Source organism: uncultured Sphingomonas sp. (assembly GCF_964235535.1).
GTDB lineage: Bacteria > Pseudomonadota > Alphaproteobacteria > Sphingomonadales > Sphingomonadaceae > Sphingomonas.
Window position 1 is genome coordinate 1 of sequence record NZ_CAXSBH010000050.1, and the last position, 22,912, is coordinate 22,912.

Consider the following 22,912-nt stretch of genomic DNA (forward strand, 5'->3'; position numbering starts at 1 on the left):
CGGGCAGGGTGCGGGTGCGGACGGAGGTGCAGTGGCACACCGGCCATGCGCGCGCTGATCTCTTCCGCGATCATGTCGAGGTCGAACGCATCCCCATGGGACGCGAGATCGATTCGGTGCCGCCGGTCCGCGAGGATGGCGACACGATGATCATTCCGGTGGTCGAGGAGATCCTGGTCGTGGAAAAGCGTCTAGTGCTGAAGGAGGAGGTGCATCTGAAGCGCGTCCGTTCCGTCGAGCATCTGGATGAGGCCGTCCGCCTGCGCGTGATGCAGGCGGTCGTGGACCGTGAACCCTCAAGCTCCACTACCCCCAAGGAGACTTCCCTATGAGCCGTACCCTGACCGCGCTGTTCGACAGCCGTTCCGACGCCGAAGCCGCCAAGACCCGTCTCGAAGCCGCCTCGATCGACATCAGCGGCGTTCACGTCCACGATCAGGCCTCGACCGGCTATTCCGAGTCGACCGCCTACTCGTCGAACGACAACAAGGGCTTCTGGTCCAACCTGAAGGGTGCGTTCCTTCCGGACGAGGATCGTCACACCTACGAGGAGGGCATCAAGCGCGGCGGTGCGCTGCTGACCGCCGAAGTCGATGAAAGCGATGCCGACGAAGCCGTCCGTGTGCTGGAAAGCGCGAACACGATCGATCTCGACGATCGTTCCGACAGCTGGCGCCAGAGCGGCTGGGATTACGAGAAGAGCCGCGGTCCGTCGACCGGCACCGGTGCCGGCGTCGGCGCGGCGGTCGGCTCCGCGCTCGGCATGGGTGCGTCCAAGGGTTCGGACATGTCCGATCGCCTGACGACCGACCGCGTCGGGAACGAGGAGCGGATCGACATCGTCCAGGAGGATCTGGTCGTCGGCAAGCGCGAAGTGAACCGCGGCGGCGTGCGCGTCCGGTCCTACATGGTCGAGACACCCGTCCATGAGCAGGTCACGCTTCATGAGGAGCATGTCGAGGTCGAGCGTCGGCCAGTCGATCGCAAGCTGGGCGCGACCGACGCCGACGCGTTCCGCGAGCGCGAAATCTCGATGACGGAAACTGCCGAGGAGGCCGTGGTCGGCAAGACGGCGCGCGTCGTCGAGGAAGTGGTCGTCCGCAAGGAAGGCTCCGATCGGACCGAGACGATCGACGACACGGTGCGTCGCACGGAGGTCGACATCGACGATGCCGATACGACGCGCACCGGCCTGGGCACGTCAGGCGTCGGCACGTCCGGCGTGGGTTCGACCGACAAGGGCTTGGGGTCGACGGGCACCGGCATGGGCGGCTCGGGCCTCGGCTCGGGTAACAAGACCGACCGCGACCGCTACTGAGCGACCGCATCCGGTTCGGGCGCGCGCGCGGGAAAACGCGCGCGCCCGCATCGATCAATCCAGCCGAGGACGACACGCATGGCGAACAACGACGACCATAAGCCGGGGGAGCCCAGCAAGGTCCATCTCGGGCCGAGCCACGAGGGCAAGAAGTTCAATTGGCTGCCTTGGGCGCTGCTCGCGCTCGGGCTGCTGGCACTCCTGTTCGCGCTCAGCCGCTGCGGCCGTGACGAAACGCCCGTCGCGCCCGTCGTGGTGAACGAGACGGAGCCGGTGACCAACACCACCACGACGACCACGACGACGACCACTCCGGGCAATCTGAATCTGCCGGGCGGCGCGGTGCTGGCGGTGACGCCGGGCGGGCTGAACGAGCAGGTCGGCGGCTTCCTGGCGGGCACCGAGGCCGCGCCGCGGACGTTCCAGTTCGACCGGTTGAACTTCAACACGGCGGCCAGCGAGCTCCGCGCCGAAGACCAGGGCGATCTGGACCAGATGGCCCAGATCCTGCAGGCCTATCCCACCTCGCGCATCCGCGTGGTCGGATATGCCGACGCGCGCGGGTCCGATCCCGCCAACGCGCAGCTCGGTCTCGCCCGCGCTAATGCGGTCAAGGGCGCGCTGACGGCCAAGGGCGTCGCCGCCGAGCGCGTCGAGACGGCGTCGGGCGGCGAGAGCGAGCCCGTCGACACCAATGCCACGGCCGGCGGCCAGGCGGAGAACCGTCGCACCGAGGTGATCATCGTCGCGCGCTGATCTTCGACGTACTCTGCAAGGGCGGTGGAGCATGCCTCCGCCGCCCTTTTCTTTTGCCACCCGCGATCGGCTATGTCCGGACCCCATGCCGCCGGACTTCTACGCCCAGCCCATCCTCGATCTGTCGCGCGCGTTGATCGGCTGCGAGCTGTTGGTGGACGGCGTCGGCGGAATGATCGTCGAGGTCGAGGCGTACGAAGCGAGCGACCCCGCCTCGCACAGCTTCGCCGGGCCGACCGCGCGCAACCGTGCGATGTTCGGGCCGTGCGGCCGCGCCTATGTCTATCGCAGCTACGGCATGCATTGGTGCCTCAATGTCGTCGGTGGGCGCGCGCCGGGTGCGGCGGTGCTGCTGCGGGCGATCGAGCCACGATACGGCCTGGACGTCATGGCCCCGCGTCGTCGGACGGACGATCCGCACAAGCTATGCGCCGGGCCGGGTAGGCTGTGCGAGGCGCTCGGCGTTACGCGGGCGCATGATGCCCTTCCGTTCGACGCACCTCTCTTCGCGCTGCTTCCCAAGGCCGAGGAGCCGCCGATCGTCGTCGGCCCGCGGATCGGCATCAGCAAGGCGGCGGATCGGCCCTGGCGTTTCGGGCTGGCGGGCTCTCGGTTCCTCAGTCGCCCGTTTCCGCGCTGAGCCGGAACGTCCCGTGCTTCAACGGGGCCTCGCTCGCGTCGCGGTAGATGGTCAGTCCGGGGCGGCCGAAGTCGATCTCTCCCGAGTCCAGACGGTCGAGAAAAGCGGTCATGCTCACGGCGCCCGCCGCCCAGCGCTCGCCCGCTGTTTCGGGAGAGAAATCGAACGCCTTGCCCGCGACCTCGCGCGACTGGTCGGTGAAGGCGAGGCGGGCGAGGGTGACGGCGGGGGCGCGGTCGCCGTGCAGTCGGTACACCTCGGCCCACGCGTCGATCGACCGCCTGGTCTGCGCCGCGAAGATCAGGTCCTGCATGCGACCGATACCCTCGCCGATCGAACGCGGAATCGGGGTCGACAGCGGCAGCAGGTCGAGCGCGATCACCAGCAGCGGCGCAGGTCCGGGATCGGCCAGCACCGCGTCGAGCGGGAGGTTGGCGGACAGTCCGGCATCGACATGGTGACGCCCGCCGATCTCGATCGGCTGGAAGGCGGGTAGCAGCGCGCTGCTGGCCCGCACATGATCGGGACCGAGCCGTTCGCGGGTGGAGTCGAACACGACGTCCTCGCCGGATTCTAGATCGACCGCGGAGATCGACAATCGCGTCGGTCCGGTCGCTACCCTGTCCCAATCGACGGAGCGGCCCAGCGTCGCCCCCATCGGCGCGGTGTCGAACAGGCTTGCAACGCCTTCACCGCCCGACGCCCAGGGCTCGCCGAGGAAGGGGCGGAGCGTAAACATGGCCGGCCGTCCGGCCGCGATCGACAGCGACACGGCCGCCGTCCGCCGCCACGCATCCATCTCGGCAGGCCACCACGCCGCGCCGCCGCCGGCGGCGGGCGTCCAGAACTCGCGCAGGCGATCCACCGCCCGCTCCGGCGGGTTCCCGACGATCATCGCGGCGTTGATCGATCCCGCCGACGCGCCCGACACCCAATCGGGCTCGACCCCGCGCGCCGCCATCGCCGCGAACGCGCCGGCTTGCCAACTGCCCAAGGCGTTGCCGCCGCTCAGCGCCAGCGCGATCCGGTATGGTCCGTCGATCATGTCGATCCTCCACCGAGGCAGTTCGTCCGGTCCAAACGCCCGAAGCCGCGTGAAAGCGCCCGCGCGGCTTGTCGGTTTCGCGTTGATCGCTAATCCGGAAGTCGCGAGCCCCGAGGGAGAACAGCCGATGCCGCAAACGCCCGCCGAGTTCCGCGACAAGTTCCGGGTCGGGGAGAACCTGCTCCACCGTAGTGACGGATGGACCGTGTCGCTGCGCCCGGGCGCGTGCACGCTGGGCGCGTGCGTGATCGGCGCCGACCGCCCGCACGTCTCGCTGGCGGACATCGACGCGGGCGAGGCGGCGGCGCTGGTCGACGCGGTGGGCTGGTTCGAGGCCCGGGTGCGCGCCGCGTTCGATGCGGACAAGTTCAACTATCTGGCGCTGATGATGGTCGACGACCACCTCCATTTCCACGCCCTGCCGCGCTACGCCGCTCCGCGTTCGGCGGGCGGGGTCGCCTGGTCCGATCCGGGCTGGCCGGGACAGCCGGACCTCAAGCACGCGAACACCGCCGACCCCCAAGCGCTCGCGGCGGTCCGGGCCGCGTTGACCGGGATGCCCGGCGCATGACGCTCGTCTACACTGCCGGCACGTTCGACCTTCTCCATATCGGTCACGTGCGGATCATTCGCGCGGCGCGCGGCTTCGGCGACCGGCTGGTCGTGGCGGTCTCGACGGACGAACTGGTGGAGGCGTACAAGGGCAGGAAGCCCGTGGTGCCGTTCGACGAGCGGCTGGAGATGGTCCGCGCGCTTCGCGACGTCGATGCAGTCGTCGCGCAGCACGATCAGGACAAGTTCGCCGCCTGGGAGCGGATGCGCTTCGACGTATGGCTGGTCGGCGACGACTGGTTCGGCGCCCCGAAATACGAGGAGTACCGGCAAAGACTGGAGGCGGTCGGCGTCCATTGCGCCTTCGTGCCCTACACGTCGGGGGTGTCGTCGACGAGCCGCAGACACGACGCGGGCGCTTCCGCGTCCTGATCCGGCCCTCGACGCGCGACGCCGGTCGTGTAGGGGCATCGGCGAAATGACGACCGAGACCGCTCGCCCCCGCCTCGTGCCCGTGGGCGACAATCCCACCCGCATCTGGGGCATGACCAACGCCGAGCGCCTGCGCCGCATCGCGCGCGCGCAGAAGCTGGACGGCCCCGACGCGCCCGGAGCGCAGACGGGCGGCGTGCTGCTCGCCAACCTCGCCTACGCCTTCGATCCGAATTGGACGGCGCACCTCGCGCGGCTGCCGGGTACGGTCGTGACGCGTGGCGGGATGCCGGTGCTCGCCCATGTGACGGACGCGACCGCAAGCGGCGCGGTCGAGCGCGCGATGCTCGCCGGCGAGCCCGCGACGGGGCTTCGCGTCATCGCCGCCGAGGACGAGGCCGGCATCCTCAACGAGGCGCTGCGCAAGCGCGAGCGTCCCTTCGCCGAGCGGCTCGTCCCCGCCAACGTCAAGGCGATCGAGCGCGCCAGCTACGACGGCGCCTACAAGGGCGTGACCGACCTGCTGACCAAATATCTCTGGCCGGAGTGGGCGTTCGTGCTGACGCGCGTGGCGGCGCGGATCGGGGTCAGCCCCAATGGCGTGACCGCGCTCGGCACGGTGGGCTGCGTGGCCGCGGCGATCGCATTCTGGTATGGCTGGTTCTGGACGGGGCTAACGGTCGGGCTCGCCTTCATGGTCCTCGACACCGTCGACGGAAAGCTCGCGCGCTGCACGATAACCTCGTCGGCGATCGGCAACGTCTGGGATCACGGCATCGACCTCGTCCACCCGCCTTTCTGGTGGTGGGCCTGGGGCGTCGGCTGCGCGTCCTACGGCCGGGCGCTGGACGACCGGACCTTCTGGATCGTGATGGCGACGATGATCGTCGGCTATGTCGCGCAACGCGTGATCGAGGGTGCGTTCATGCGCCTCTATAGCATGCACATCCATGTGTGGGAGCGGTTCGACAGCCGTTTCCGGCTCGTCACGGCCAGGCGCAACCCGAACATGGTGATCCTGTTCGCGTCGCTTCTGATCGGGCGGCCCGACTGGGGGATCGTGGCGGTGGCGGGGTGGACGGTCGTCTCGCTCGTCGTCCATGCGGTGCGGCTGGCGCAGGCGGTGCGGACGCGGGCGCGCGGCGGCGCGATCCGGAGCTGGCTCGCCTGACGCTTGCCGGGCGCATGCGGGCGGCCTAGCGTTTTTGGAACGATGGTGAGCGCTCCCCTGACCCAGCCTGGTTTCGGCCTCGGGCGCGCAGGCCGCGCGGTCATGCGCAATCTCGGCTGGCTGCTGGCGAGCAAGGGCGTGCTGGCGGTGCTGTCGCTGTTCTATCTCGGCTTCGCGGCGCGGGCGCTGGGCGTCACCGGCTTCGGGCGGTTCGCCCTCATAACCGGCGCGGCGCAGGCGCTCGCCACCCTGGTCGCGTTCCAGAGCTGGAAGGTGATCGTCCAGTACGGCGTCGGGCTGGTCCGATCGGGTGACGACACCGGGCTCGCGCGCCTGTTCAAGGGCGCGGCGATCCTCGACCTGCTGAGCGCGGTCGTCGGATCGATCGTCGCGGTGATCATTCTCGAGATTTGGAGCGAGGAGCTGGGCATCGGTCCCACGCTCAAGCGCGCGACGCTGATCTTCGCGGTCGTGCAGGTGATCACGATCCGCTCGACGCCGCTCGGCATCCTGCGTCTGCGCGATCAGTTCCGGCGATCGGCGATGGCGGACAGCGCGACCGCCGTCACGCGTTTCGTGGGCGCGGGACTGGTCACGTTGATCCATCCGACGGTGCAAGGCTTCATGGTCGTTTGGGCGTTGGCGGAGATCGTCACGGCGGGCGTGTATTGGACGATCGTCGCGCGTGCGGGCGACCTTCGGCTGCTCGGGCGCGGCGGCAATGTCGGGCGGCTGCTGAAGGATCATCCCGGGATCGTCGCCTTCGCCCTCAGCACCAACGCCAGCGCGACGCTCGCCCTGTCGAGCAAGCAGGCGCCGCTGCTCGCGGTCGGCGCGGTGCTGGGGCCGGCGGCGGCCGGCGCTTTCCGGCTGGCGGGCCAGCTCGCCCAAGGCCTCGCCAAGGTATCGCAGCTCGTCGCGCGCGCCGCCTTCCCCGAAATCGTGCGCGCCGTCCAGGCCAGCGATCGACGCGGCGTCCGCCGCCTGTTGCTGCGCACGGTCGCGGCCAGCTCGCTCGGCGGGCTGCTGATCCTGCTGGTTGTGGTGGTGGTCGGCGAGCCGCTGCTTACGCTTGTCGCCGGGCGCGAGGTGAAGGGCGGCTACCTCATTTTGGTCGCGATGGCGGCGGCGGGATGCGTCGAGTTCGCCGCGACCGCGTTCGACACCGTGATGACTGCGCGCGGCGAGGCGGGCGCGGTGTTCGCGATCCGTTGCGTCGGCGTCGCCGTGCTGGCGGCAGTCGCGGTCGCCGCGGTGCCGCCGTTCGGGGCGTCGGGCATGGCCGGGGCGGTCCTGATCGGCTCGCTGGCCACCGTCCTCCTGATGGGAGTGGTATGCTGGTGGCGGCTGCGGGCCGCGCCGGAATGAGCCATGCGGCGTTCAGGGCGGAGCGGTATGAACGATGATCGTCGCGCGCGGCCACCGCGTTGCCTTGATTGTCTCGTTAAGAGGTAACATAACTGTAGCAACGGGTGAGCCCTCGCTTACATGGTCGGAACGTGAACGGAACCATCTACGATTTTGCCGGGCTGCCCCGGGTCGCGCACCGTGGGCCCGGTATCTGGCTTCGTCCCGACGCGCGTCGGGAGTCCGTGGCGGCCGGCCCGCCTACGCGTGTCGGTCTGGTCAGCAATCCGCGTAGCCGCCGCAACAAGCTGGCGGGAGGCGTGCCCGCCGCGCGTCCAAACGTGCTCGCCGCCGCGCCGCGCTCGCGCGCCGAACTCCGCGACGTCATGCTGCGCTTCGCCCAGCAGGGGGTCGATCTGGTGATCGTCGATGGCGGCGACGGCACGATGCGCGACGTGCTGACCTGTTCGGGCGAGGCATGGGGCAATCGCTGGCCGCGGTTTGCGGTGCTGCCGTCGGGCAAGACCAACGCGCTCGCGCTCGATCTCGGCTGCCCGCGCGACTGGACGCTCGACGCGATCCTGGACGCGGCGCGCGTGGGGCGGACGGCGACGCGGTCGCCCCTTGCGATCGAACGCCGTGACCAGCCGGGCGGTCCGGTGCGCGGTTTCCTGTTCGGGACCGGGGCGTTCGTCGCGGCGACCGCCCTGGCGCAGCGTACCCACAGGGCCGGCGCGTTCAACGGCGTCGCGGTCGGGATGGCGTTGTCGTGGGCGGTCGCGCAGACCGCGTTCGGATCGGCGTCGAGCGTCTGGCGACGCGGCGAGCGCCTCCGGCTGCGTCATGACGACCGGTCCGTCGGCATGCACGCGAGCGACCTGACCGTCGATCGCAATCAGTACCTCCTGCTCGCCTCGACGCTCGAGACGCTGCCGCTCGGCATCCGGCCGTTCGGGTCGGCGCGGCCGGGGTTGAAGACGCTGACGATCGACGCGCCGCCGCGCCGTATCCTCACGGCGGTCGGGCCGCTCCTCGCCGGATCGGAAGCCGCCTGGCTGGAGCGGGCGGGTTTCCACCGCGTCGACGCTCCGTCGGCCGATCTGGACGTCGAGGGCGGCTTCATCCTCGACGGCGAGGTCTTTCCCGGCGGTGCCTACCGCCTCACCGAAGCGGCCCCGATCAGCTTCGTCGTTCCGTGACCGCCGATCTGGCCGCGTTCGTCGAACGCTCGCTGGACCGGCCCGTGCCCGACTTCGTCCGAGCCGCCGTGGGTGCGCTGGTCGCGGAGGATGGACGCGCGCTTGCGGTGCTGTTCTACGGATCCAATCTGCGGACCGGATCGGCGGACGGCGTGCTCGACTTCTATGTGCTGCGCGAGGGTCCGGTCGAGCGCGGCATCTGGCCGCGGGTGGGCTACCGCGAATTGCCGCACGAGGGCGGGGTGCTGCGGATGAAGCTGGCGACGATGCCGCTGGCCACCTTCGCGCGCGCGGCTGCTGCACGGACGATCGATACCACGATCTGGACGCGCTTCGTCCAGCCGGCGGCGCTGGTCTGGAGCCGCGACCGCCAGGCGGCGGAGCGGACGCGCGCGGCGGTTGGTGCAGCGGGGGTATCGGCGGCGCGCTTCGCGGCGGCGCTGGGGCCGGAGCGGGGACAGGCGGAAGATTATTGGCGCGCTTTGTTCGCCGAAACCTACGCGGCCGAGTTTCGCGTGGAGCGGCGGGGAAGGAGTGACACGATCGTCGCGCATGATCCGGACCGTTATGCGCGGCTGCTCCCGCTCGCCTGGACGGCGGGGGGTGTGGGCTTCGCGACCGATGACGGGATGCTCGTCCCCGCACTTTCGCCGGCCGAGCGTGCTTCGCTGCGCCGCGCCTGGGGTCGCCGCCGCCGTGCGGGCAAGCCGCTCAACCTGCTCCGCCTCGCCAGGGCGGCCTTCACCTTCGACGGCGCGGCGCGGTACGGGGCGTGGAAGATCGAGCGGCATACGGGCGTGGCCGTGGAGATTACCCCCTGGCGCGAGCGTCACCCGTTGCTGGCCGCGCCCGGCGTGCTGTGGCGCGTGTGGCGGGCGGGGAAGGCGTGAACGCGCTGATCCTCGCCGGATCGCGCGGGGGCGTCGACCCCGTCGCGGCCTATGCGGGCGTGGCGCACAAGGCGCTGATCGAGATCGGGGGCGAAACGCTGCTGGCCCGCGTCGCCCGCGCTCTCCACGAAGCGGGCCGCGCGCCGGTGGCGGTATCGACGGGCGACGCCGCGGTCGCCGCCGAGGCGCGGCGGCTCGGCTGCCGGGTTCTGCAATCCGCTTCAGGTCCCAGTGCCAGCGTGGCGGAGGCGCTGGAGACGCTCGGCGCGCCGTTGCTTGTGACCACGGCCGATCATGCGCTGCTGGAGGCGGAGTGGGTCCGGCGCTTCGTTGCCGATACACCGCGCGATGCGGACGTCGCCGTGCTGCTGGCGCGGCGCGACCTGGTGGAGGCGGCGCTGCCGGGGACGCGGCGCACCTATCTGCGCTTCGCCGACGGGGACTGGTCGGGGTGCAACCTGTTCCTGCTCGCGACCCTGCGCGCGGCGGGCGCGATCGATCTTTGGCGGCTGGTGGAGACCGACCGCAAACGCCCCTGGCGGATCGTCCGGCGGCTCGGCCCGACGGCGCTGCTGTTGTACCTGATGGGTCGTCTGACGCTCGGGCGCGCGGTCGAGCGGCTGGGCGCGCTTTCGGATGTCCGCGCCGCGGCCGTCGCGAGTCCGGCGGGGCTGGCGGCGGTGGATGTCGACAAGCCCACCGATCTCGACGCGGTGCGGGGGGTGCTTGCGACCCGGGGCTGACCTTAGTTGTTCGTGCGGCCGAGATCGCCCTCGATCGCTTCGCCGTTCGGACCCGCGCCGTTCTCGACGTCGCCTTCCTCCGTGTTGTCGGCCATGATGTCGTCCAGGTCCGCACCGGCCGCGCCGGCGGACTGGCCGATACCGGGATTGCGGTCGAGGTCGCTGGTGAACGGGCCCTCGCCCGTCGAGTTGTCGTGCTTGCTGCTGCTCATGATGTTGGCTCCGCGATAGGGATGTGGGCCGGTAACCCGTATCGGTGCTCCTGTGTTCCGGCGGGCTGGCGGTCGAACGTGCGTGGTGGCAGGGCGGCGCGATGCATGACCTCCTGATCCTGTACGAACATCCCGAGTGGTTCCGGCCACTCTTCGCCGCGCTGGACGCGCGCGGGGTGGATTATCATGCGGTCCGGCCTGACGGCGAGTGGAACCCGGCCGACCTCGCTCGGCCCGCGCGCGTCGTGTTCAACCGGATCGCGATGTCGAGCTTCCTGCGGTCGGGCGAGCATCCGATCTTTCACGGCGTCGCGCTGCTCGATCATTGGCGGCGGGCGGGTGCGCGGGTGATCAACGGGGCGGACGTGCTGAGCATCGATGCATCCAAGGCGCGCCAGTTGTCGCTGCTGGCGGGGCTGGGGCTCGCGGTCCCGGAGACGCGCGTCGTGCACCGCGCGGCCGATGTCGAGGCGGCGGCCGGCGAGATCGGGTTCCCGCTCGTGGTCAAGGCCAACATCGGCGGATCGGGGGCGGGGATCGTGCGGATCGACAACGCGGCCGAACTGCGAGCGGTGATCGCGGCGGGGGAGCTGCCGGTCAGCATCGACGGCGTGCTGCTGGTGCAGGATTTCGTGCCCGCGCGGGACGGGGTGATCACGCGGTTGGAGACGCTGGACCGGCGGCACCTGTATGCGATCGAGGTCGCGGGCGGGGGTGCGTTCGATCTGTGCCCGGCCGATGCCTGCGTGGAAGGGTCGGGGATCACCATGCGCGCGGTCGACCCCGCGCCCGCCTTGCGCGAGGCGGCGGAAGCGGTCGCGCGGGCGCTGGACCTCGATGTCGGCGGGGTCGAGGTGATGATCGACGACCGGGACGGGGTGGCCCGCTTCTACGACATCAACGCGCTGTCGAACTTCGTCGCCCGGCCGCTCGAGGTACTGGGGTGGGACCCGCATGAGCGGCTGGTGGATTACCTGATCGCCCGAATCGAGGACGCCCGCTGATGCGCTATGGTTACTGGATGCCCGTGTTCGGCGGGTGGCTGCGCAACGTGCCCGACGAGGGGATGGAGGCGAGCTGGGACTATACCAGGAGCCTCGCCCAAGCGTCGGAGCAATGGGGCTATTCGCTGTCGCTAATCGCCGAGCTGAACCTGAACGACATCAAGGGCGTCGAGCAGCCCGCGCTCGACGCCTGGTCGACGGCGGCGGCGCTGGCTGCGGTGACGGACGAGCTGGAGCTGATGGTGGCGGTTCGGCCGAACTTCCACCATCCGGCGCTGTTAGCCAAGGCGGCGGCGAACATCGACCGGATCGCAGGCGGGCGACTGGCGCTCAATGTCGTATCGAGCTGGTGGGCAGATGAGGCCAAGCAGTATGGGCTGCAGTTCGACCAGCATGATGACCGTTATGCGCGGACGTCCGAGTGGTTGAAGGTCGTGGACGGCCTGTGGACCGAGGATCGGTTCAGCTTCGACGGCGACTTCTACAAGCTCCAGGACGCGATCTGCTCGCCCAAGCCCGCGGGGCGACCGGTGGTCTATGCGGGCGGGGAGAGCGACCTCGCCAAGGCGATGATCGCCGCGCAGTGCGACGCGTACGTCATGCACGGGGACCCGGCGGAGGCGATCGCACCCAAGATCGCCGACATGGCGGCGCGGCGCGAGGCGATCGGGAAGCCCGCGATGACGTACGGAATGGCGGCCTATGCGATCGTCCGCGATACGGAAGCCGAGGCCCGCCGAGAGCTGGAGCGGATCACGACAGTCGCCGAGCTGCCGGCGGGGTATGCGAATTTCGACCAATGGCTGTCGGGAACGCAGCTGGAGCGCGAGATGAAGCTGCAAGAGTATAGCGTATCGAACCGGGGGCTGCGCCCGAACCTGGTCGGGACGCCCGAGCAGTTGCGCGAGCGGATCGAGGAGTACGAGGCGGTAGGGCTCGACCTGCTCCTCCTCCAGATGAGCCCGCAGGCAGAAGAGATGGAACGCTTCGCGGTTCAGGTGATGGGGACGGTGCCGGCGGAAGTTCACCAAGGTCACGCCAAAAGCGTTTTTTGAGCGTAGTCGTTTCTCTGATCGAGGAAGGATCTACTTTACGCGATTGACACTCAGACGCGAACGATCTCACGTCATTGTTTCTGTTTCTGACGATGTCAAAGAGCGTGGGAGCGGATGTGGCTCCCGAGTCCCCGCCACATTGTCGAGCACCAGTCGTGTAGGACAGCATATTCTTCACCCTCTCCCGCTTTCGCGGGAGAGGGACAGGCGCGTAGCGCCAGGGTGAGGGCCGGACTTTTCCAAGAAGAAGTGCCCTCACCCGACCTCGCTTCGCTCGGCCACCCTCTCCCGCGAAAGCGGGAGAGGGAAAGCGGTCAGCGTTCCACCCGCGTTACATGACCCATCTTGCGCCCGGGCTGGGCGTCGCGCTTGCCGTAGAGGTGAAGGTGGGTGGCTGGTTCGGCTAGGAGAGCCGGCCAGCGGTCGGCGTCCGCGCCGAGCAGGTTCTCCATCGTGACGCGCGCGCCCGTCGGCGCGGTGGAGCCTAGCGGCAAGCCGCAGATGGCGCGGATGTGGTTCTCGAATTGCGAGCAGTCCGCGCCCTCGATCGTCCAATGGCCGCTATTGTGGACGCGGGGGGCCATTTCGTTGAAAACGGGGCCGTCCGCCGTGGCGAAGAACTCGCAGGTCAGGACGCCGACATGGCCGAGGCGGTCGGCGACGGCGCGGGCGAGGGCGACGGCTTCGGGGGCTTGTTCCAGCACGCGAGGCGAGGCGGGAACGGTGGAGGTGTGGAGGATGCCGTCCCGGTGGACGTTCTCGGGCGTGTCGTACACCGCCGTCGTGCCGTCCTCGGCGCGGGCGAGGATGACGGAGAACTCGGCGGTGAAGTCGACGCGGCGCTCGAGAATGGCGCAGACGCCGGGTGCGATCGATCCCGGACGGCCTATCGTCCGCCAAGCGACTTCCGCCTCCTCCGGCGTATCGATCCTCGCCTGACCCTTACCGTCATAGCCGAACAGCGTCGTCTTCAAGATAGCGGGTGTGCCGATCTCCTCGATCGCGCGCAGCAGATCGCCCGAATCGTCAACCCCGCGCCAGTCGGCCGTCCTGCCTCCGAAATGGGCGACCATGTCTTTCTCGTTGGGACGATACCGGGAGATATCGAGCGAGAAGGTGGAGGGCCGGACCGGTATGCGGCCCGCCAGCAGGCTCGCGACCGCGTGCGGGTCGACATTCTCGAATTCGTAGGTGGCGATGTCGACTTTGGACGCGAAACGCTTCATCGCGTCGGCGTCCTCGAAGCGGCCTTGCGTCCATTCGGCCGCGACCTCGGTCGCGGGGCCGCTCGCTTCGGGCGCGAAGACGTGGGAGCGGTAGCCGAGCCGCGCGGCGGCGACCGCGAGCATGCGCCCGAGCTGGCCGCCGCCCAGGATGCCGATGGTGGAGCCGGGGGGGATCATGTCGTTCCCCGTTCGTGCTGAGCGTGTCGAAGCATCGCTCTTCTTTGCCGCCGCTTGAGAGAAGAACAACCCTTCGACAAGCTCAGGGCGAACGGAAGTGGGTGTCAGGACGGTTCGTCCGCGACCGCCTCGGTCTGGGCCGCGCGCCAGGCGATCAGCCGACCCGCCAATGCCTCATCCGCGGTCGCCAGGATCGCGGCGGCGAGGAGGCCGGCGTTGATCGCGCCGGGCTTGCCGATGGCGAGTGTGCCGACGGGGATGCCGCCGGGCATCTGGACGATCGAGAGCAGGCTATCCATGCCCTTGAGCGCGGCGCTCTCGACGGGGACGCCGAGCACGGGGAGGTGGGTCATCGCCGCCGCCATGCCGGGCAGGTGCGCCGCGCCGCCCGCGCCGGCGACGATCACCTTGAGGCCGCGGTCGGCGGCGGTGGCGACGTAGTCGTAGAGGCGCTTGGGGGTGCGGTGGGCCGAGACGATGCGGGTCTCGTGCGCGACGCCGAGCGCGTCGAGTGTCTCGGCCGCGTGGCGCATCGTCTCCCAGTCGGAGCGCGAGCCCATGATGATGCCGACCTGCGTCATGCGCAGGGGGTAGCGGGCCGGCATCAGCGGAGCAAGCGAGCGCCCCCCCCCCCCTCGGGGGGTCAGCGCTCGATGAGGTAGTAGCGGTCGGTCGCGGTCAGGGCGTCGTCGAGTTCATAGACGATCGGCTGGCCGGTCGGGATCTCCAAATGCGCGATCTCCGCGTCGGAGATGCCGGACAGGTGCTTGACGAGCGCGCGAAGCGAGTTGCCGTGCGCGGAGATGAGGATGCGCTCGCCGTCCCGGAGCGCGGGAGCGATCCGCTCGTCCCAATAAGGCAGCACGCGCGCGATCGTGTCCTTCAGGCTTTCCGACGCGGGGACGGGGACGCCCGCATAGCGGCGGTCCCCGGTCAGATCGTACGCGCCGCCCGGATCGGCGGCGGGCGGGGGGACATCGAAGCTCCGGCGCCATATCTTCACCTGATCCGCGCCGTGCTTGGCCGTGGTCTCCGCCTTGTCGAGGCCGGTGAGGCCGCCGTAATGTCGCTCGTTCAGCCGCCAGTGCTTTTCGGTGGGGAGCCATAGCCGGTCCATCGCCTCGAGCGCGAGATTCAGCGTCTTGATCGCGCGGGTCTGGAGCGAGGTGAAGGTCCGGTCGAAATCCAGCCCGCGCGCGGCCATCAGCTCGCCCGCCGCCCTGGCCTCGGCCGCGCCTTTTCCCGTGACGTCGACGTCCCACCAGCCGGTGAAGCGGTTCTCGAGGTTCCAGGCCGACTGGCCGTGGCGGATCAGGACTAGGGTGGGCATCGAGGTTCCTTTTCTGTCCCTCTCCCACCGGGAGAGGGAGGGAGCGCCGAAGGCGCGGAAGGGTGAGGGCGATGAGGCGGGCGACGTGCGTCACCCTCACCCCGCGCCGCTTCGCGGCTTTCCCCTCTCCCGGTGGGAGAGGGGGTTAGAGGTCGTCGATCATCCCGGCGAGCGTCTCCAGGCAGGCGTGGGCGAGGCGTTTGGAGCGGTCGGGGCTCCAGCCGAACTCGGGATCGGGATTGGGGTCGTGGTCCTTGAACGGCATTTCGAGCGTGCAGGCGACCGCGCGGTAGCGTTCGGCGAGCTGGTTGGTCGACATGGACAGGTTAGCCTTGCCCGCCGACGCCTTGGAATAGCCGAGCTCGGTCTGGAAATCGGGGCTGTGCGCGGCGAGGCGGCGGCCGAACTCGTAGAAATGCGCGCCGTGGTCGTCGCTCCAGGACGGAATGCCTTCGTAACCGGCGATGAAGTTGGCGGGGATGGCCTCGTCGCCGTGCACGTCGATGGCGAACTTGACACCCGTCTCGTCCATCGCGTTCCGGACGCACAGCACTTCCGGGCTGCGATCGGGCGACGGCGCGTGCCATTCGCGGTTGAGGTTCACTCCGCCTGCGTTGGTGCGCAGATGGCCGCGCCGGGTGCCGTCGGGGTTCATGTTGGGCACGCAGCGGACCGTGGCCTTCGCGAGCAGGTCGCGGGTGTGCGGGTCCGCGTCGTCGGTCAGCCGTTCGAGCAGTCCCTCCATGAACCATTCGCACATCGATTCGCCGGGATGCTGGCGCGCGTAGATCCAGACGGGCTTGGGGCCCGAGCCCATGGACAGGCAATCGATCGCCTGGCCGTCGAGGCTGCGGCCGAGCTCGCGGTGCGTTACGCCGGGGCGGGCGGCGATGCGGGCGACCAGCGCATCGTGGCGGTCCATCGTGTAAGGTGCGAAATAGGCGAACCAGGCGAGTTCAGTGTCGACGGTCCAAACCCATTCGAGCACGCCGTCGGCGTAGGTCGTGGGCGTCATCCGCCACGCCTCGCGGTCGGTGGAAGCACGCACCTTATAGCCCGGCCAGCCGAACGGGTAGGCGGACTTGCCCGCGTTGAGGATGCGGAAGGTCACCGTCCGGCCGCGCGCGCCGGCGACGCGGAAATGGAACCATTGAAAGAAGTCGGACAGATGATCGGCGACGATCTCTAGGTCGACGCGGTCTCCCTCAACCGTGACGACCCGAATATTGCCGCTGTCGAAGGCGGCGTTGATGCTCAAGGTCATCGGACCTCGATAGTACGCCCCGACTCTCCGGGAAAGGCGGTGAAGAGCGCGGCCGCGAGACGCCCGGCGAGCGCGTCCGCGCCCGAGGCGGGGTCGCGCGCGTCGGCGGCGGCCCGCGCGCTGCCCTCCCAGATCGGCGACTGGTCGGCGCGGCGCTTGATCGTCACCGCCAGCTCGGACACGACGAGATCCCGCGCGGGGCCACCGCCGAGCGGAAAGCCGATCCCACCGCCCAGGCCCACGCCGCCGCCGCGCCGCCCGCCGCTGAAGCCGCCGCCGCCGATGCCGATCGAAAACGGCGAGCGCCGGGGCGGACCCTGTTCGGTGGCGCGACGGAAGGCGACGGTGGCGACATATTCGGGCGTCGCGCCGGAGACCGCGCGGGTATAGCCGTTGCGCAGCAGCTCGGTTTCGACCGCAGCGGCGTAACCGCGATATTCGAGCGATGGAGGTATGCCCGTGGTGGTCTGGAGCGGCTCGACGGCTACGCTGCCCCGCGCGATCGGCTGGCCCAGATGGTAGCGGATCGCCTCGGCCGGGAGCTGGCGCGAGGTCGTCGCGCATCCCGCCAAGCCTACGCTCGCGCCGAGCGCCGCCAATGCCAGGGCCATTCCGCCTCGCTTCGTCATGTCCGCCGAACCTTTCACGCCATCGTTACAGTAGCGCAACGCATGAAGATGGGGCGTGGGTTCCCGATCCTTGACTTGGCGACCCGCCAATAATAGGCCACCCGCTTTCCCGAGCCACGGGCCGAACCACCGGAAGCGAACGCGCGCCATGAAGATCCGCAATTCCCTAAAGTCGCTAAAAGGTCGCCACCGCGACAACCGCGTGATCCGCCGCCGTGGCCGGACTTATGTGATCAACAAGACCAACCGCCGTTTCAAGGCGCGCCAGGGCTGATCGGACCCGCGCCGACGGCCGTCATCTTCGATGTCGGTCGCGTCCTGTATGACTGGGATCCCCGGTTCTTATACCAGCGCCTGATCGCCGACGATCGGGCGCTCGATGCGTTCCTGCGCGAGGTCGTGACGCACGACTGGCATTTCCAGCACGATGCGGGGCGCGACTTCGCCGAGACGAGCGCCGAGCTGACCGCGCTCCATCCGCATCATGCCGAGCTGATCGCCGCTTGGGGGCCGCGGTTCCTCGAATCCATCGGCGACCCGGTGCCCGGCATGCGCGCCCTGGTCGACGAGTTGGAGGCGCGGGGCGTGCCGCTCTACGCGATCACCAACTTCTCCCACGAGTTCTGGCCGCCGTTTCGCGCGCGCGAGGCGGCGATGTTCGACCGGTTCCGGGACGTGGTGGTGTCGGGCGCGGAGAAGCTGGTGAAGCCCGACGCTGCGATCTACCGACTGGCGCTCGACCGGTTCGGGTTGGAGGCGGAGCGGACGGTGTTCATCGACGACAATGCGGCGAACGTGGCGGGCGCCAGCGACGTGGGGCTGATCGCGCTGCACTTCACCGGCGAGCCGAAGCTCCGGGGCGAGTTGGCGGGGTTGGGGCTGCTTGACGGCTAGCGATGGCTTGTGTACATCAGCGTACACAGGAGATCGATCATGAAGATGTCGGTTCGGGAAGTACGGGCGCAGTTCGCAGCGGCCATAGACTCGGCTGAACGGGGTGAGCGGGTATCGATAACACGCAATGGCCATGTAGTCGCGGAGCTGGGACCGCCAAGTCCCGAGGGAGGACTGGACTGGGCCGCCCTGGAAGCGTTTCGCCGGTCCAAGGGTTGGGCCGATACCGACGCGGAGCAGGTCTGGCCCGCCGAGTTCGACGATGCCGATTTCAGCCGACGGGCGCTGATGCTCGACAGTGAGCATGCCGAAGCGAACTGATGCTTGTCCTGGACACGCATATCGCCGCGTGGCTCGTCCGTACCCCGGCCGAGCTGCGCGAGGCGGAGGTGCGGGCGATCCGTTCGGATGCGCTCGCCGTATCGGTGATCTCGATCTGGGAACTGCGGATCAAGTGGAACCTCTTCGCGCCGAGCGGTGAACGGAAAGGGCCGGCCGATCCGGCCGAGGTGTTGGAGGGGCTTCGGATTTTCGGTGCCGAAATCCTGCCGTTAAGCGCCGAACAGGTCGTATGTGCCCTAGATGTGCGGCCCCCGCACAAAGACCCGTTCGACGAGTTGTTGCTGGCCGTCTGCCAGCAGCTCGGCGCGCGGCTGCTGACCCGCGACGCCAAGCTCCGGGGTCACCCGCTCGCGTTCGTGCCGTAGTTCTTCAGCTCGTCACCGGCGATGCGGACGACGTGGATGACGTTGGTCGAGCCGGGCGTGCGGAAGGGGACGCCCGCCATCACGATCACCTGGTCGCCCGCCGCCGCCATGCCGTGGCGCAGCGCCATGCGCTTGGCCTTGGCGACCATCGCCTCGAAATCCGCGACGTCGCGGGTCAGCACGGCGTGCGTGCCCCATAGCAGGCCCAGGCGGCGCGCCGTGGCCTGGTTGGGGGTGAGGACCAGGATCGGCACCGCGGGCCGCTCGCGCGCGACGCGCCGGGCGGTCGAACCGCTGGTGGTGAAGCAGATGATCGCCTTGGCCGATACGGTCGCGGCGATGTTCTTGGCGGCCTCGGCGAGCGCGTCGGCGGTGGTCGGGTCGGGCTTGGTGATCGTGAAATGGACGCGGTCGCCGTGGCCGGGATCGCGCTCGACCGCCTCGCCGATCGCGTTCATCATCGCCACCGATTCGACCGGCCAGTCGCCCGCCGCCGATTCGGCCGACAGCATGATCGCATCCGCGCCGTCATAGATCGCGGTGGCCACGTCCGACACCTCGGCGCGGGTGGGCGAGGGCGAGGTGATCATCGATTCGAGCATCTGCGTCGCGACCACCACAGGGCGGCCGAGCCTGCGCGACACCTCGACGATGCGTTTCTGAAGCGCGGGAACGGTCTGAGGCGGGAGCTCGACGCCCAGGTCGCCGCGCGCGACCATGACCGCGTCGCACTGCTCGACGATCTCCTCCAGCCGCTCGATCGCGGACGGCTTCTCGATCTTGGCGAGGAGCGCGGCCTTGCCCTCCAGCAGGCGGCGGGCCTCCATCAGGTCCTCGGGGCGCTGGACGAACGAGAGCGCCACCCAATCGACGCCCTGACCGACCGCCCAGGACAGGTCCGAGCGGTCCTTCTCGGTTAGCGCGGCCATCGGCACCACGACGTCGGGGACGTTCAGGCCCTTGTTGTTCGACAGCTTGCCGCCGACCTCGACGCGCGTCATTATGCGGTCCGCGTCGTGCGCGACGACGCGAAGCACGAGCTTGCCGTCGTCGAGGAGCAGGCGCGCGCCGGACTCGATCGCGGCGAAGATCTCGCGGTGGGGAAGCTCGACGCGGGTGTCGTCGCCGGGCGCGTCGGAGCGGTCGAAGGTGAAGTCCTGGCCGGTGCGGAGCATGACGCTTCCATCGGCGAAGCGGCCGACGCGGAGTTTGGGGCCCTGGAGGTCGGCGAGGATCGTGCTCGGGCGGCCGAACCGCTTTTCCAGATCCCGGATCGCCTGGATCACCGCGACCTTCCCCGCCTGGTCGCCGTGGGACATGTTGATGCGGAACGCGTCGGCACCCGCCTGGAACAAGGTGCCGATCATTCCGGGCGTGCTGCTGGCGGGGCCGAGCGTGGCGAGCACGCGCACCTTGCGTCCCCGGGGCGGCGCAGCCTTAGACATGGGATTTGGTCATGGTGGACGCTCCGGCTTTGCGCCCGCAGGCTCTAGAGCCTAATCCGACCCGATCAACCGAAAGGCGCTTGGGGATGGACCGGATGGACGAGATCGACGACCGCACCGCCGCCGAGGCTTTCCGGCGGCTGGTGCGTCACCTGCGCCACCGGACCGACGCGCAGAATGTCGATCTGATGGGGCTGGCGGGATTTTGCCGCAACTGCCTGGGCGACTGGGTGGCCGAAGCGGGCGGGATGCCCAAGGAGGCGGGCCGCGAGGCGGTATACGGGATGCCGTATGCGGAGTGGAAGGCGCGGCACGGGGGCGAGGCTAGCCCCGAGCAGCTGGCGCGGATGGCCGAGAGCGTGTCGAGGAATGCCTGAATTCCCGTTCGCCCTGAGCTTGTCGAAGGGTCGGCTCCCTCTCTACCGGGGGAAAGAAGAACGAGCCTTCGACAAGCTCAGACCGAACGGAGTGGTAAACATGACCAGATCGATCGCACTCGTGCTCGCATTGCTGCCCACATTGGGTACCGTATCGGCCCAGACCGCGCCGCCCGCCGCCGCGCCCGCCGCGTCCGTCACCACCTACATTCATGCGGGTCGCCTGCTCGACCAGCCCGGCCAGGCCCCGCGCGGGCCGTCGACGATCGTCGTTCGGGACGGCAAGGTCGCGGAGGTCCGCGACGGCCACGCGGCCCCGCCCGCGGGCGTTCGGCTGGTGGACCTCAAGGACCGGTACGTGCTGCCCGGGCTGATCGACATGCACGTCCATCTTTATTCGACGGGCTATCCGCTCCAGGCGCGGCTGAACGCGACGACCAGCGACCTGGAGGACGATCTGCTGACCGCCGTCGCCAACGCCAGGCGGACGCTGGAGGCGGGGGTCACCACGGTCCGCGATCTGGGCGGCGAGCCGCGCGGCATCCGGGCGCTGCGCGACGCGATCGCGCGCGGCGAGGTGGCGGGGCCCACCGTGGTCAACGCCGGGCGCATGGTGTCGGTCACCGCCGGACACGGCGACGCCAACGGCCTGAAGCGCGAATACGCTCATGTCGAGCGCGAGGCCTCGCCGGAGATCTGCAACGGCCCCGACGACTGCCGGCGGGCGACGCGCGAACAGATCTTCTCGGGCGCGGAAGTGATCAAGTTCGCGGCGACCGGCGGCGTCGGGTCGAATATCGCGGGCGGGCTGGAGGCGCAGATGACCTTCGACGAGATGAAGGCGATCATCGACACGGCTCACGCCTTCGGGCGCAAGGCGGCGGCGCACGCGCACGGCAAGTCGGGGATCGACCTGGCGCTGAAGGCGGGGGTCGATTCGATCGACCACGGATCGTATCTGGACGACGAGACGATCCGGCTGTTCAAGACCACGGGCGCGTACCTCGTCCCCACCATGCACGCCTTCGAGAGCGTGATCCGCCAGGGCCGCGCGGGCGAGCGTCCCGCCGCGGCCGCGGCCAAGGCCGAGCAGGTGTCGCTGGTCGTCAAGCAGTCGCATGCCCGCGCGTTCAAGGCGGGGGTCAAGGTCGCGATGGGCACGGATTCCGGGGTCGGCCCGCACGGCACCAACGCGCTGGAGTTCGGATACATGGTCGCGCAGGGCATGGCGCCGATGACGGCGATCCGATCGGCCACGATCGGGGCCGCCGACCTGCTCGGCCGGGCCGACCGCATCGGCCGCATCGCGCCCGGCATGGACGCCGACATCATCGCGGTGGCGGGCGATCCGGTCGCCGACGTCGCGCGGCTGACGCAGGTGGAGTTCGTGATGCGGCGCGGCGTCGTCCACAAGCAGGGCGGCGAGCGGCAGGTGTTTCCGGTCAAGTAAGCTTGCATCCGCCAGGTTGCGCATGGGCGGGGGCATCCGTTAGACGCGCCCGCTTCACCCGCGGAGAGCGACCACCATCATGACGGACAACGTATCGGCCGAGCAATTGCGCCAGTTCATCGAGCGCATCGAGCGGCTGGAGGAGGAGAAGAAGGGCTTCGCCGACGACATCAAGGACGTGTATTCCGAGGCCAAGTCGACCGGTTTCGACACCAAGACGATGAAGTCGATCGTGCGGCTGCGCAAGATGGAGAAGCATCACCGCGACGAGGCGGACGCGCTGCTGGAGACGTACCGGCAGGCGCTGGGCATCCACTAGAGTCAGGAGGGAAACCCGTGGCGGGCCATTCCAAGTTCAAGAACATCATGCACCGCAAGGGTGCCCAGGATAAGAAGCGCTCCAGCGCTTTTTCCAAGCTGTCGCGCGAGATCACGGTGGCGGCCAAGATGGGGCTGCCCGATCCGGACATGAACCCGCGCCTGCGCGCCGCGGTCAACGCCGCCAAGGCGATGTCGCTGCCCAAGGACAATATCCAGCGTTCGATCGACAAGGCGTCGCGCGGCGATGCGGAACTGTATGAGGAGGTCCGCTACGAGGGTTTCGGCCCGGGCGGCGTGTCGCTGATCATCGAGGCGTTGACCGACAACCGCAACCGCACCGCGACGAACGTGCGCACCGCGGTCGCAAAGAACGGCGGCAATCTGGGCGCAAGCGGATCGGTGAGCCACGGATTCGACCGGGTAGGGCTGATCAACTACCCCGTGGGCGCGGGCGACCCGGACAAGATGTTCGACGCCGCGCTGGAGGCGGGGGCGGAGGACGTGACCTCCACGGAGGACGGTCACGAGATCTGGACCGCGCAGGGCGACCTGCACGAGGTCGCCAAGGCGTTGGAGCCGGTGCTGGGGCAGGCGGAAGGCGCCAAGCTCGCTTGGCGTCCGCAGGTGAGCGTGGCGGTCGGCGACGACGACGCGGTGACTTTGTTCAAGCTGATCGACACGCTCGACGACGACGACGACGTGCAGACGGTGTGGGGCAATTACGAGGT

At 69.3% G+C, this 22,912-nt stretch carries 29 protein-coding genes; 21 read left to right on the forward strand and 8 right to left on the reverse strand.

All coding sequences use genetic code 11. From position 1 onward, the window contains the following. From ACFE7F_RS12845 to ACFE7F_RS12860, 4 genes are all read left to right on the forward strand, one after another. Positions 1–332, forward strand: a 332-nt coding sequence (locus tag ACFE7F_RS12845; RefSeq protein ID WP_375404249.1) for a DUF2382 domain-containing protein, incomplete at its 5' end; no start/stop codon positions are given. Further along, the gene (locus ACFE7F_RS12850) at positions 329–1,318 is read left to right on the forward strand and encodes a YsnF/AvaK domain-containing protein (RefSeq protein WP_375404250.1); all 990 of its coding nucleotides are present in this window, start codon (positions 329–331) and stop codon (positions 1,316–1,318) included. The genes ACFE7F_RS12845 and ACFE7F_RS12850, both read left to right, overlap by 4 nt. A 78-nt stretch (positions 1,319–1,396) precedes the next feature. Further along, on the forward strand, positions 1,397–2,074 hold the full coding sequence (locus ACFE7F_RS12855; protein WP_375404251.1) for an OmpA family protein: 678 nt from the start codon (positions 1,397–1,399) through the stop codon (positions 2,072–2,074). A gap of 85 nt (positions 2,075–2,159) precedes the next feature. Then, the gene (locus ACFE7F_RS12860) at positions 2,160–2,714 is read left to right on the forward strand and encodes a DNA-3-methyladenine glycosylase (protein ID WP_375404252.1); all 555 of its coding nucleotides are present in this window, start codon (positions 2,160–2,162) and stop codon (positions 2,712–2,714) included. On the opposite strand, the gene ACFE7F_RS12865 is transcribed toward ACFE7F_RS12860, so the two are convergent. Then, complete coding sequence (locus ACFE7F_RS12865; RefSeq protein ID WP_375404253.1) at positions 2,692–3,759, reverse strand: patatin-like phospholipase family protein; 1,068 nt, start codon at positions 3,757–3,759, stop codon at positions 2,692–2,694. The genes ACFE7F_RS12860 and ACFE7F_RS12865 overlap by 23 nt on opposite strands. A gap of 49 nt (positions 3,760–3,808) precedes the next feature. On the opposite strand from ACFE7F_RS12865, the gene ACFE7F_RS12870 reads away from it, so the two are divergent. The 7 genes from ACFE7F_RS12870 (at position 3,809) to ACFE7F_RS12900 (ending at position 10,093) form a co-directional block, all read left to right on the forward strand. Next, complete coding sequence (locus ACFE7F_RS12870; protein ID WP_375404254.1) at positions 3,809–4,330, forward strand: HIT family protein; 522 nt, start codon at positions 3,809–3,811, stop codon at positions 4,328–4,330. Continuing rightward, a complete protein-coding gene (locus ACFE7F_RS12875) occupies positions 4,327–4,743 on the forward strand; it encodes an adenylyltransferase/cytidyltransferase family protein (RefSeq protein ID WP_375404255.1) in 417 nt (138 codons plus the stop codon). Before ACFE7F_RS12870 ends, ACFE7F_RS12875 begins: the two co-directional genes overlap by 4 nt. A 46-nt stretch (positions 4,744–4,789) precedes the next feature. Then, on the forward strand, positions 4,790–5,914 hold the full coding sequence (locus tag ACFE7F_RS12880; protein WP_375404256.1) for a CDP-alcohol phosphatidyltransferase family protein: 1,125 nt from the start codon (positions 4,790–4,792) through the stop codon (positions 5,912–5,914). Positions 5,915–5,959: 45 nt separating this feature from the next. Continuing rightward, positions 5,960–7,282 carry a lipopolysaccharide biosynthesis protein gene (locus ACFE7F_RS12885; RefSeq protein WP_375404257.1) on the forward strand — a complete coding sequence of 441 codons (1,323 nt, stop codon included), beginning with the start codon at positions 5,960–5,962 and terminating at the stop codon, positions 7,280–7,282. A 131-nt stretch (positions 7,283–7,413) separates the two neighbouring features. Next, entirely contained in the window at positions 7,414–8,460 is a 1,047-nt protein-coding gene (locus ACFE7F_RS12890) for a diacylglycerol/lipid kinase family protein (RefSeq protein ID WP_375404258.1), read from the forward strand. After that, on the forward strand, positions 8,457–9,350 hold the full coding sequence (locus tag ACFE7F_RS12895) for a hypothetical protein (RefSeq protein WP_375404259.1): 894 nt from the start codon (positions 8,457–8,459) through the stop codon (positions 9,348–9,350). The genes ACFE7F_RS12890 and ACFE7F_RS12895 overlap by 4 nt, the downstream gene beginning before the upstream one ends. After that, positions 9,347–10,093 carry a nucleotidyltransferase family protein gene (locus tag ACFE7F_RS12900; RefSeq protein WP_375404260.1) on the forward strand — a complete coding sequence of 249 codons (747 nt, stop codon included), beginning with the start codon at positions 9,347–9,349 and terminating at the stop codon, positions 10,091–10,093. The genes ACFE7F_RS12895 and ACFE7F_RS12900 overlap by 4 nt, the downstream gene beginning before the upstream one ends. 2 nt (positions 10,094–10,095) lie before the next feature. On the opposite strand, the gene ACFE7F_RS12905 is transcribed toward ACFE7F_RS12900, so the two are convergent. Further along, a complete protein-coding gene (locus ACFE7F_RS12905) occupies positions 10,096–10,305 on the reverse strand; it encodes a hypothetical protein (protein WP_375404261.1) in 210 nt (69 codons plus the stop codon). A 44-nt stretch (positions 10,306–10,349) separates the two neighbouring features. Between ACFE7F_RS12905 and ACFE7F_RS12910 the strand changes: the two genes are divergently transcribed. Together ACFE7F_RS12910 and ACFE7F_RS12915 are read left to right on the forward strand one after the other, a co-directional pair. Next, the gene (locus ACFE7F_RS12910) at positions 10,350–11,309 is read left to right on the forward strand and encodes a RimK family alpha-L-glutamate ligase (RefSeq protein WP_375404262.1); all 960 of its coding nucleotides are present in this window, start codon (positions 10,350–10,352) and stop codon (positions 11,307–11,309) included. Then, on the forward strand, positions 11,309–12,364 hold the full coding sequence (locus tag ACFE7F_RS12915) for an LLM class flavin-dependent oxidoreductase (RefSeq protein ID WP_375404263.1): 1,056 nt from the start codon (positions 11,309–11,311) through the stop codon (positions 12,362–12,364). Before ACFE7F_RS12910 ends, ACFE7F_RS12915 begins: the two co-directional genes overlap by 1 nt. Before the next feature lie 314 nt (positions 12,365–12,678). Here the strand turns inward: ACFE7F_RS12915 and ACFE7F_RS12920 are convergent, their stop codons facing one another. The 5 genes from ACFE7F_RS12920 to ACFE7F_RS12940 form a co-directional block, all read right to left on the reverse strand. Continuing rightward, entirely contained in the window at positions 12,679–13,767 is a 1,089-nt protein-coding gene (locus ACFE7F_RS12920; RefSeq protein WP_375404264.1) for a 5-(carboxyamino)imidazole ribonucleotide synthase, read from the reverse strand. Positions 13,768–13,871: 104 nt separating this feature from the next. Beyond that, positions 13,872–14,372, reverse strand: coding sequence for a 5-(carboxyamino)imidazole ribonucleotide mutase (gene purE / locus ACFE7F_RS12925; RefSeq protein ID WP_375404265.1), 501 nt, complete (start codon positions 14,370–14,372; stop codon positions 13,872–13,874). Between the two features lie 38 nt (positions 14,373–14,410). Further along, on the reverse strand, positions 14,411–15,097 hold the full coding sequence (gene gpmA, locus ACFE7F_RS12930; protein WP_375404266.1) for a 2,3-diphosphoglycerate-dependent phosphoglycerate mutase: 687 nt from the start codon (positions 15,095–15,097) through the stop codon (positions 14,411–14,413). Between the two features lie 145 nt (positions 15,098–15,242). Then, the gene (locus ACFE7F_RS12935; RefSeq protein WP_375404267.1) at positions 15,243–16,361 is read right to left on the reverse strand and encodes a M14-type cytosolic carboxypeptidase; all 1,119 of its coding nucleotides are present in this window, start codon (positions 16,359–16,361) and stop codon (positions 15,243–15,245) included. After that, positions 16,358–16,972, reverse strand: coding sequence for a DUF4136 domain-containing protein (locus tag ACFE7F_RS12940; protein ID WP_375404268.1), 615 nt, complete (start codon positions 16,970–16,972; stop codon positions 16,358–16,360). Before ACFE7F_RS12940 ends, ACFE7F_RS12935 begins: the two co-directional genes overlap by 4 nt. Before the next feature lie 166 nt (positions 16,973–17,138). On the opposite strand from ACFE7F_RS12940, the gene ykgO reads away from it, so the two are divergent. From ykgO to ACFE7F_RS12960, 4 genes are read left to right on the forward strand one after another with little or no spacing between them, the layout of a single operon-like run. Beyond that, positions 17,139–17,264: a type B 50S ribosomal protein L36 gene (gene ykgO / locus ACFE7F_RS12945; protein ID WP_004210176.1), complete on the forward strand. Its 126-nt coding sequence runs from the start codon at positions 17,139–17,141 to the stop codon at positions 17,262–17,264. Continuing rightward, positions 17,264–17,884, forward strand: a complete 621-nt coding sequence (locus ACFE7F_RS12950) for an HAD family hydrolase (protein WP_375404276.1) — start codon at positions 17,264–17,266, stop codon at positions 17,882–17,884. The genes ykgO and ACFE7F_RS12950 overlap by 1 nt, the downstream gene beginning before the upstream one ends. Before the next feature lie 39 nt (positions 17,885–17,923). Further along, positions 17,924–18,205, forward strand: coding sequence for a type II toxin-antitoxin system Phd/YefM family antitoxin (locus tag ACFE7F_RS12955; protein ID WP_375404269.1), 282 nt, complete (start codon positions 17,924–17,926; stop codon positions 18,203–18,205). Beyond that, positions 18,205–18,591 carry a type II toxin-antitoxin system VapC family toxin gene (locus ACFE7F_RS12960; protein WP_375404270.1) on the forward strand — a complete coding sequence of 129 codons (387 nt, stop codon included), beginning with the start codon at positions 18,205–18,207 and terminating at the stop codon, positions 18,589–18,591. Before ACFE7F_RS12955 ends, ACFE7F_RS12960 begins: the two co-directional genes overlap by 1 nt. Here the strand turns inward: ACFE7F_RS12960 and pyk are convergent. Beyond that, entirely contained in the window at positions 18,567–20,036 is a 1,470-nt protein-coding gene (gene pyk, locus ACFE7F_RS12965; protein ID WP_375404271.1) for a pyruvate kinase, read from the reverse strand. The genes ACFE7F_RS12960 and pyk overlap by 25 nt on opposite strands. 86 nt (positions 20,037–20,122) lie before the next feature. Here pyk and ACFE7F_RS12970 point away from each other — a divergent pair, with 86 nt between their 5' ends. The 4 genes from ACFE7F_RS12970 to ACFE7F_RS12985 all read left to right on the forward strand — a co-directional run. After that, a complete protein-coding gene (locus ACFE7F_RS12970; RefSeq protein WP_375404272.1) occupies positions 20,123–20,413 on the forward strand; it encodes a DUF1244 domain-containing protein in 291 nt (96 codons plus the stop codon). 100 nt (positions 20,414–20,513) lie between these two features. Then, a complete protein-coding gene (locus ACFE7F_RS12975) occupies positions 20,514–21,863 on the forward strand; it encodes an amidohydrolase family protein (RefSeq protein ID WP_375404273.1) in 1,350 nt (449 codons plus the stop codon). 79 nt (positions 21,864–21,942) lie between these two features. Continuing rightward, positions 21,943–22,182, forward strand: coding sequence for a DUF2312 domain-containing protein (locus ACFE7F_RS12980; RefSeq protein ID WP_375404274.1), 240 nt, complete (start codon positions 21,943–21,945; stop codon positions 22,180–22,182). Positions 22,183–22,199: 17 nt separating this feature from the next. Then, positions 22,200–22,912 (forward strand): YebC/PmpR family DNA-binding transcriptional regulator (locus tag ACFE7F_RS12985; RefSeq protein WP_375404275.1); only part of this gene is annotated, 713 nt, incomplete at its 3' end.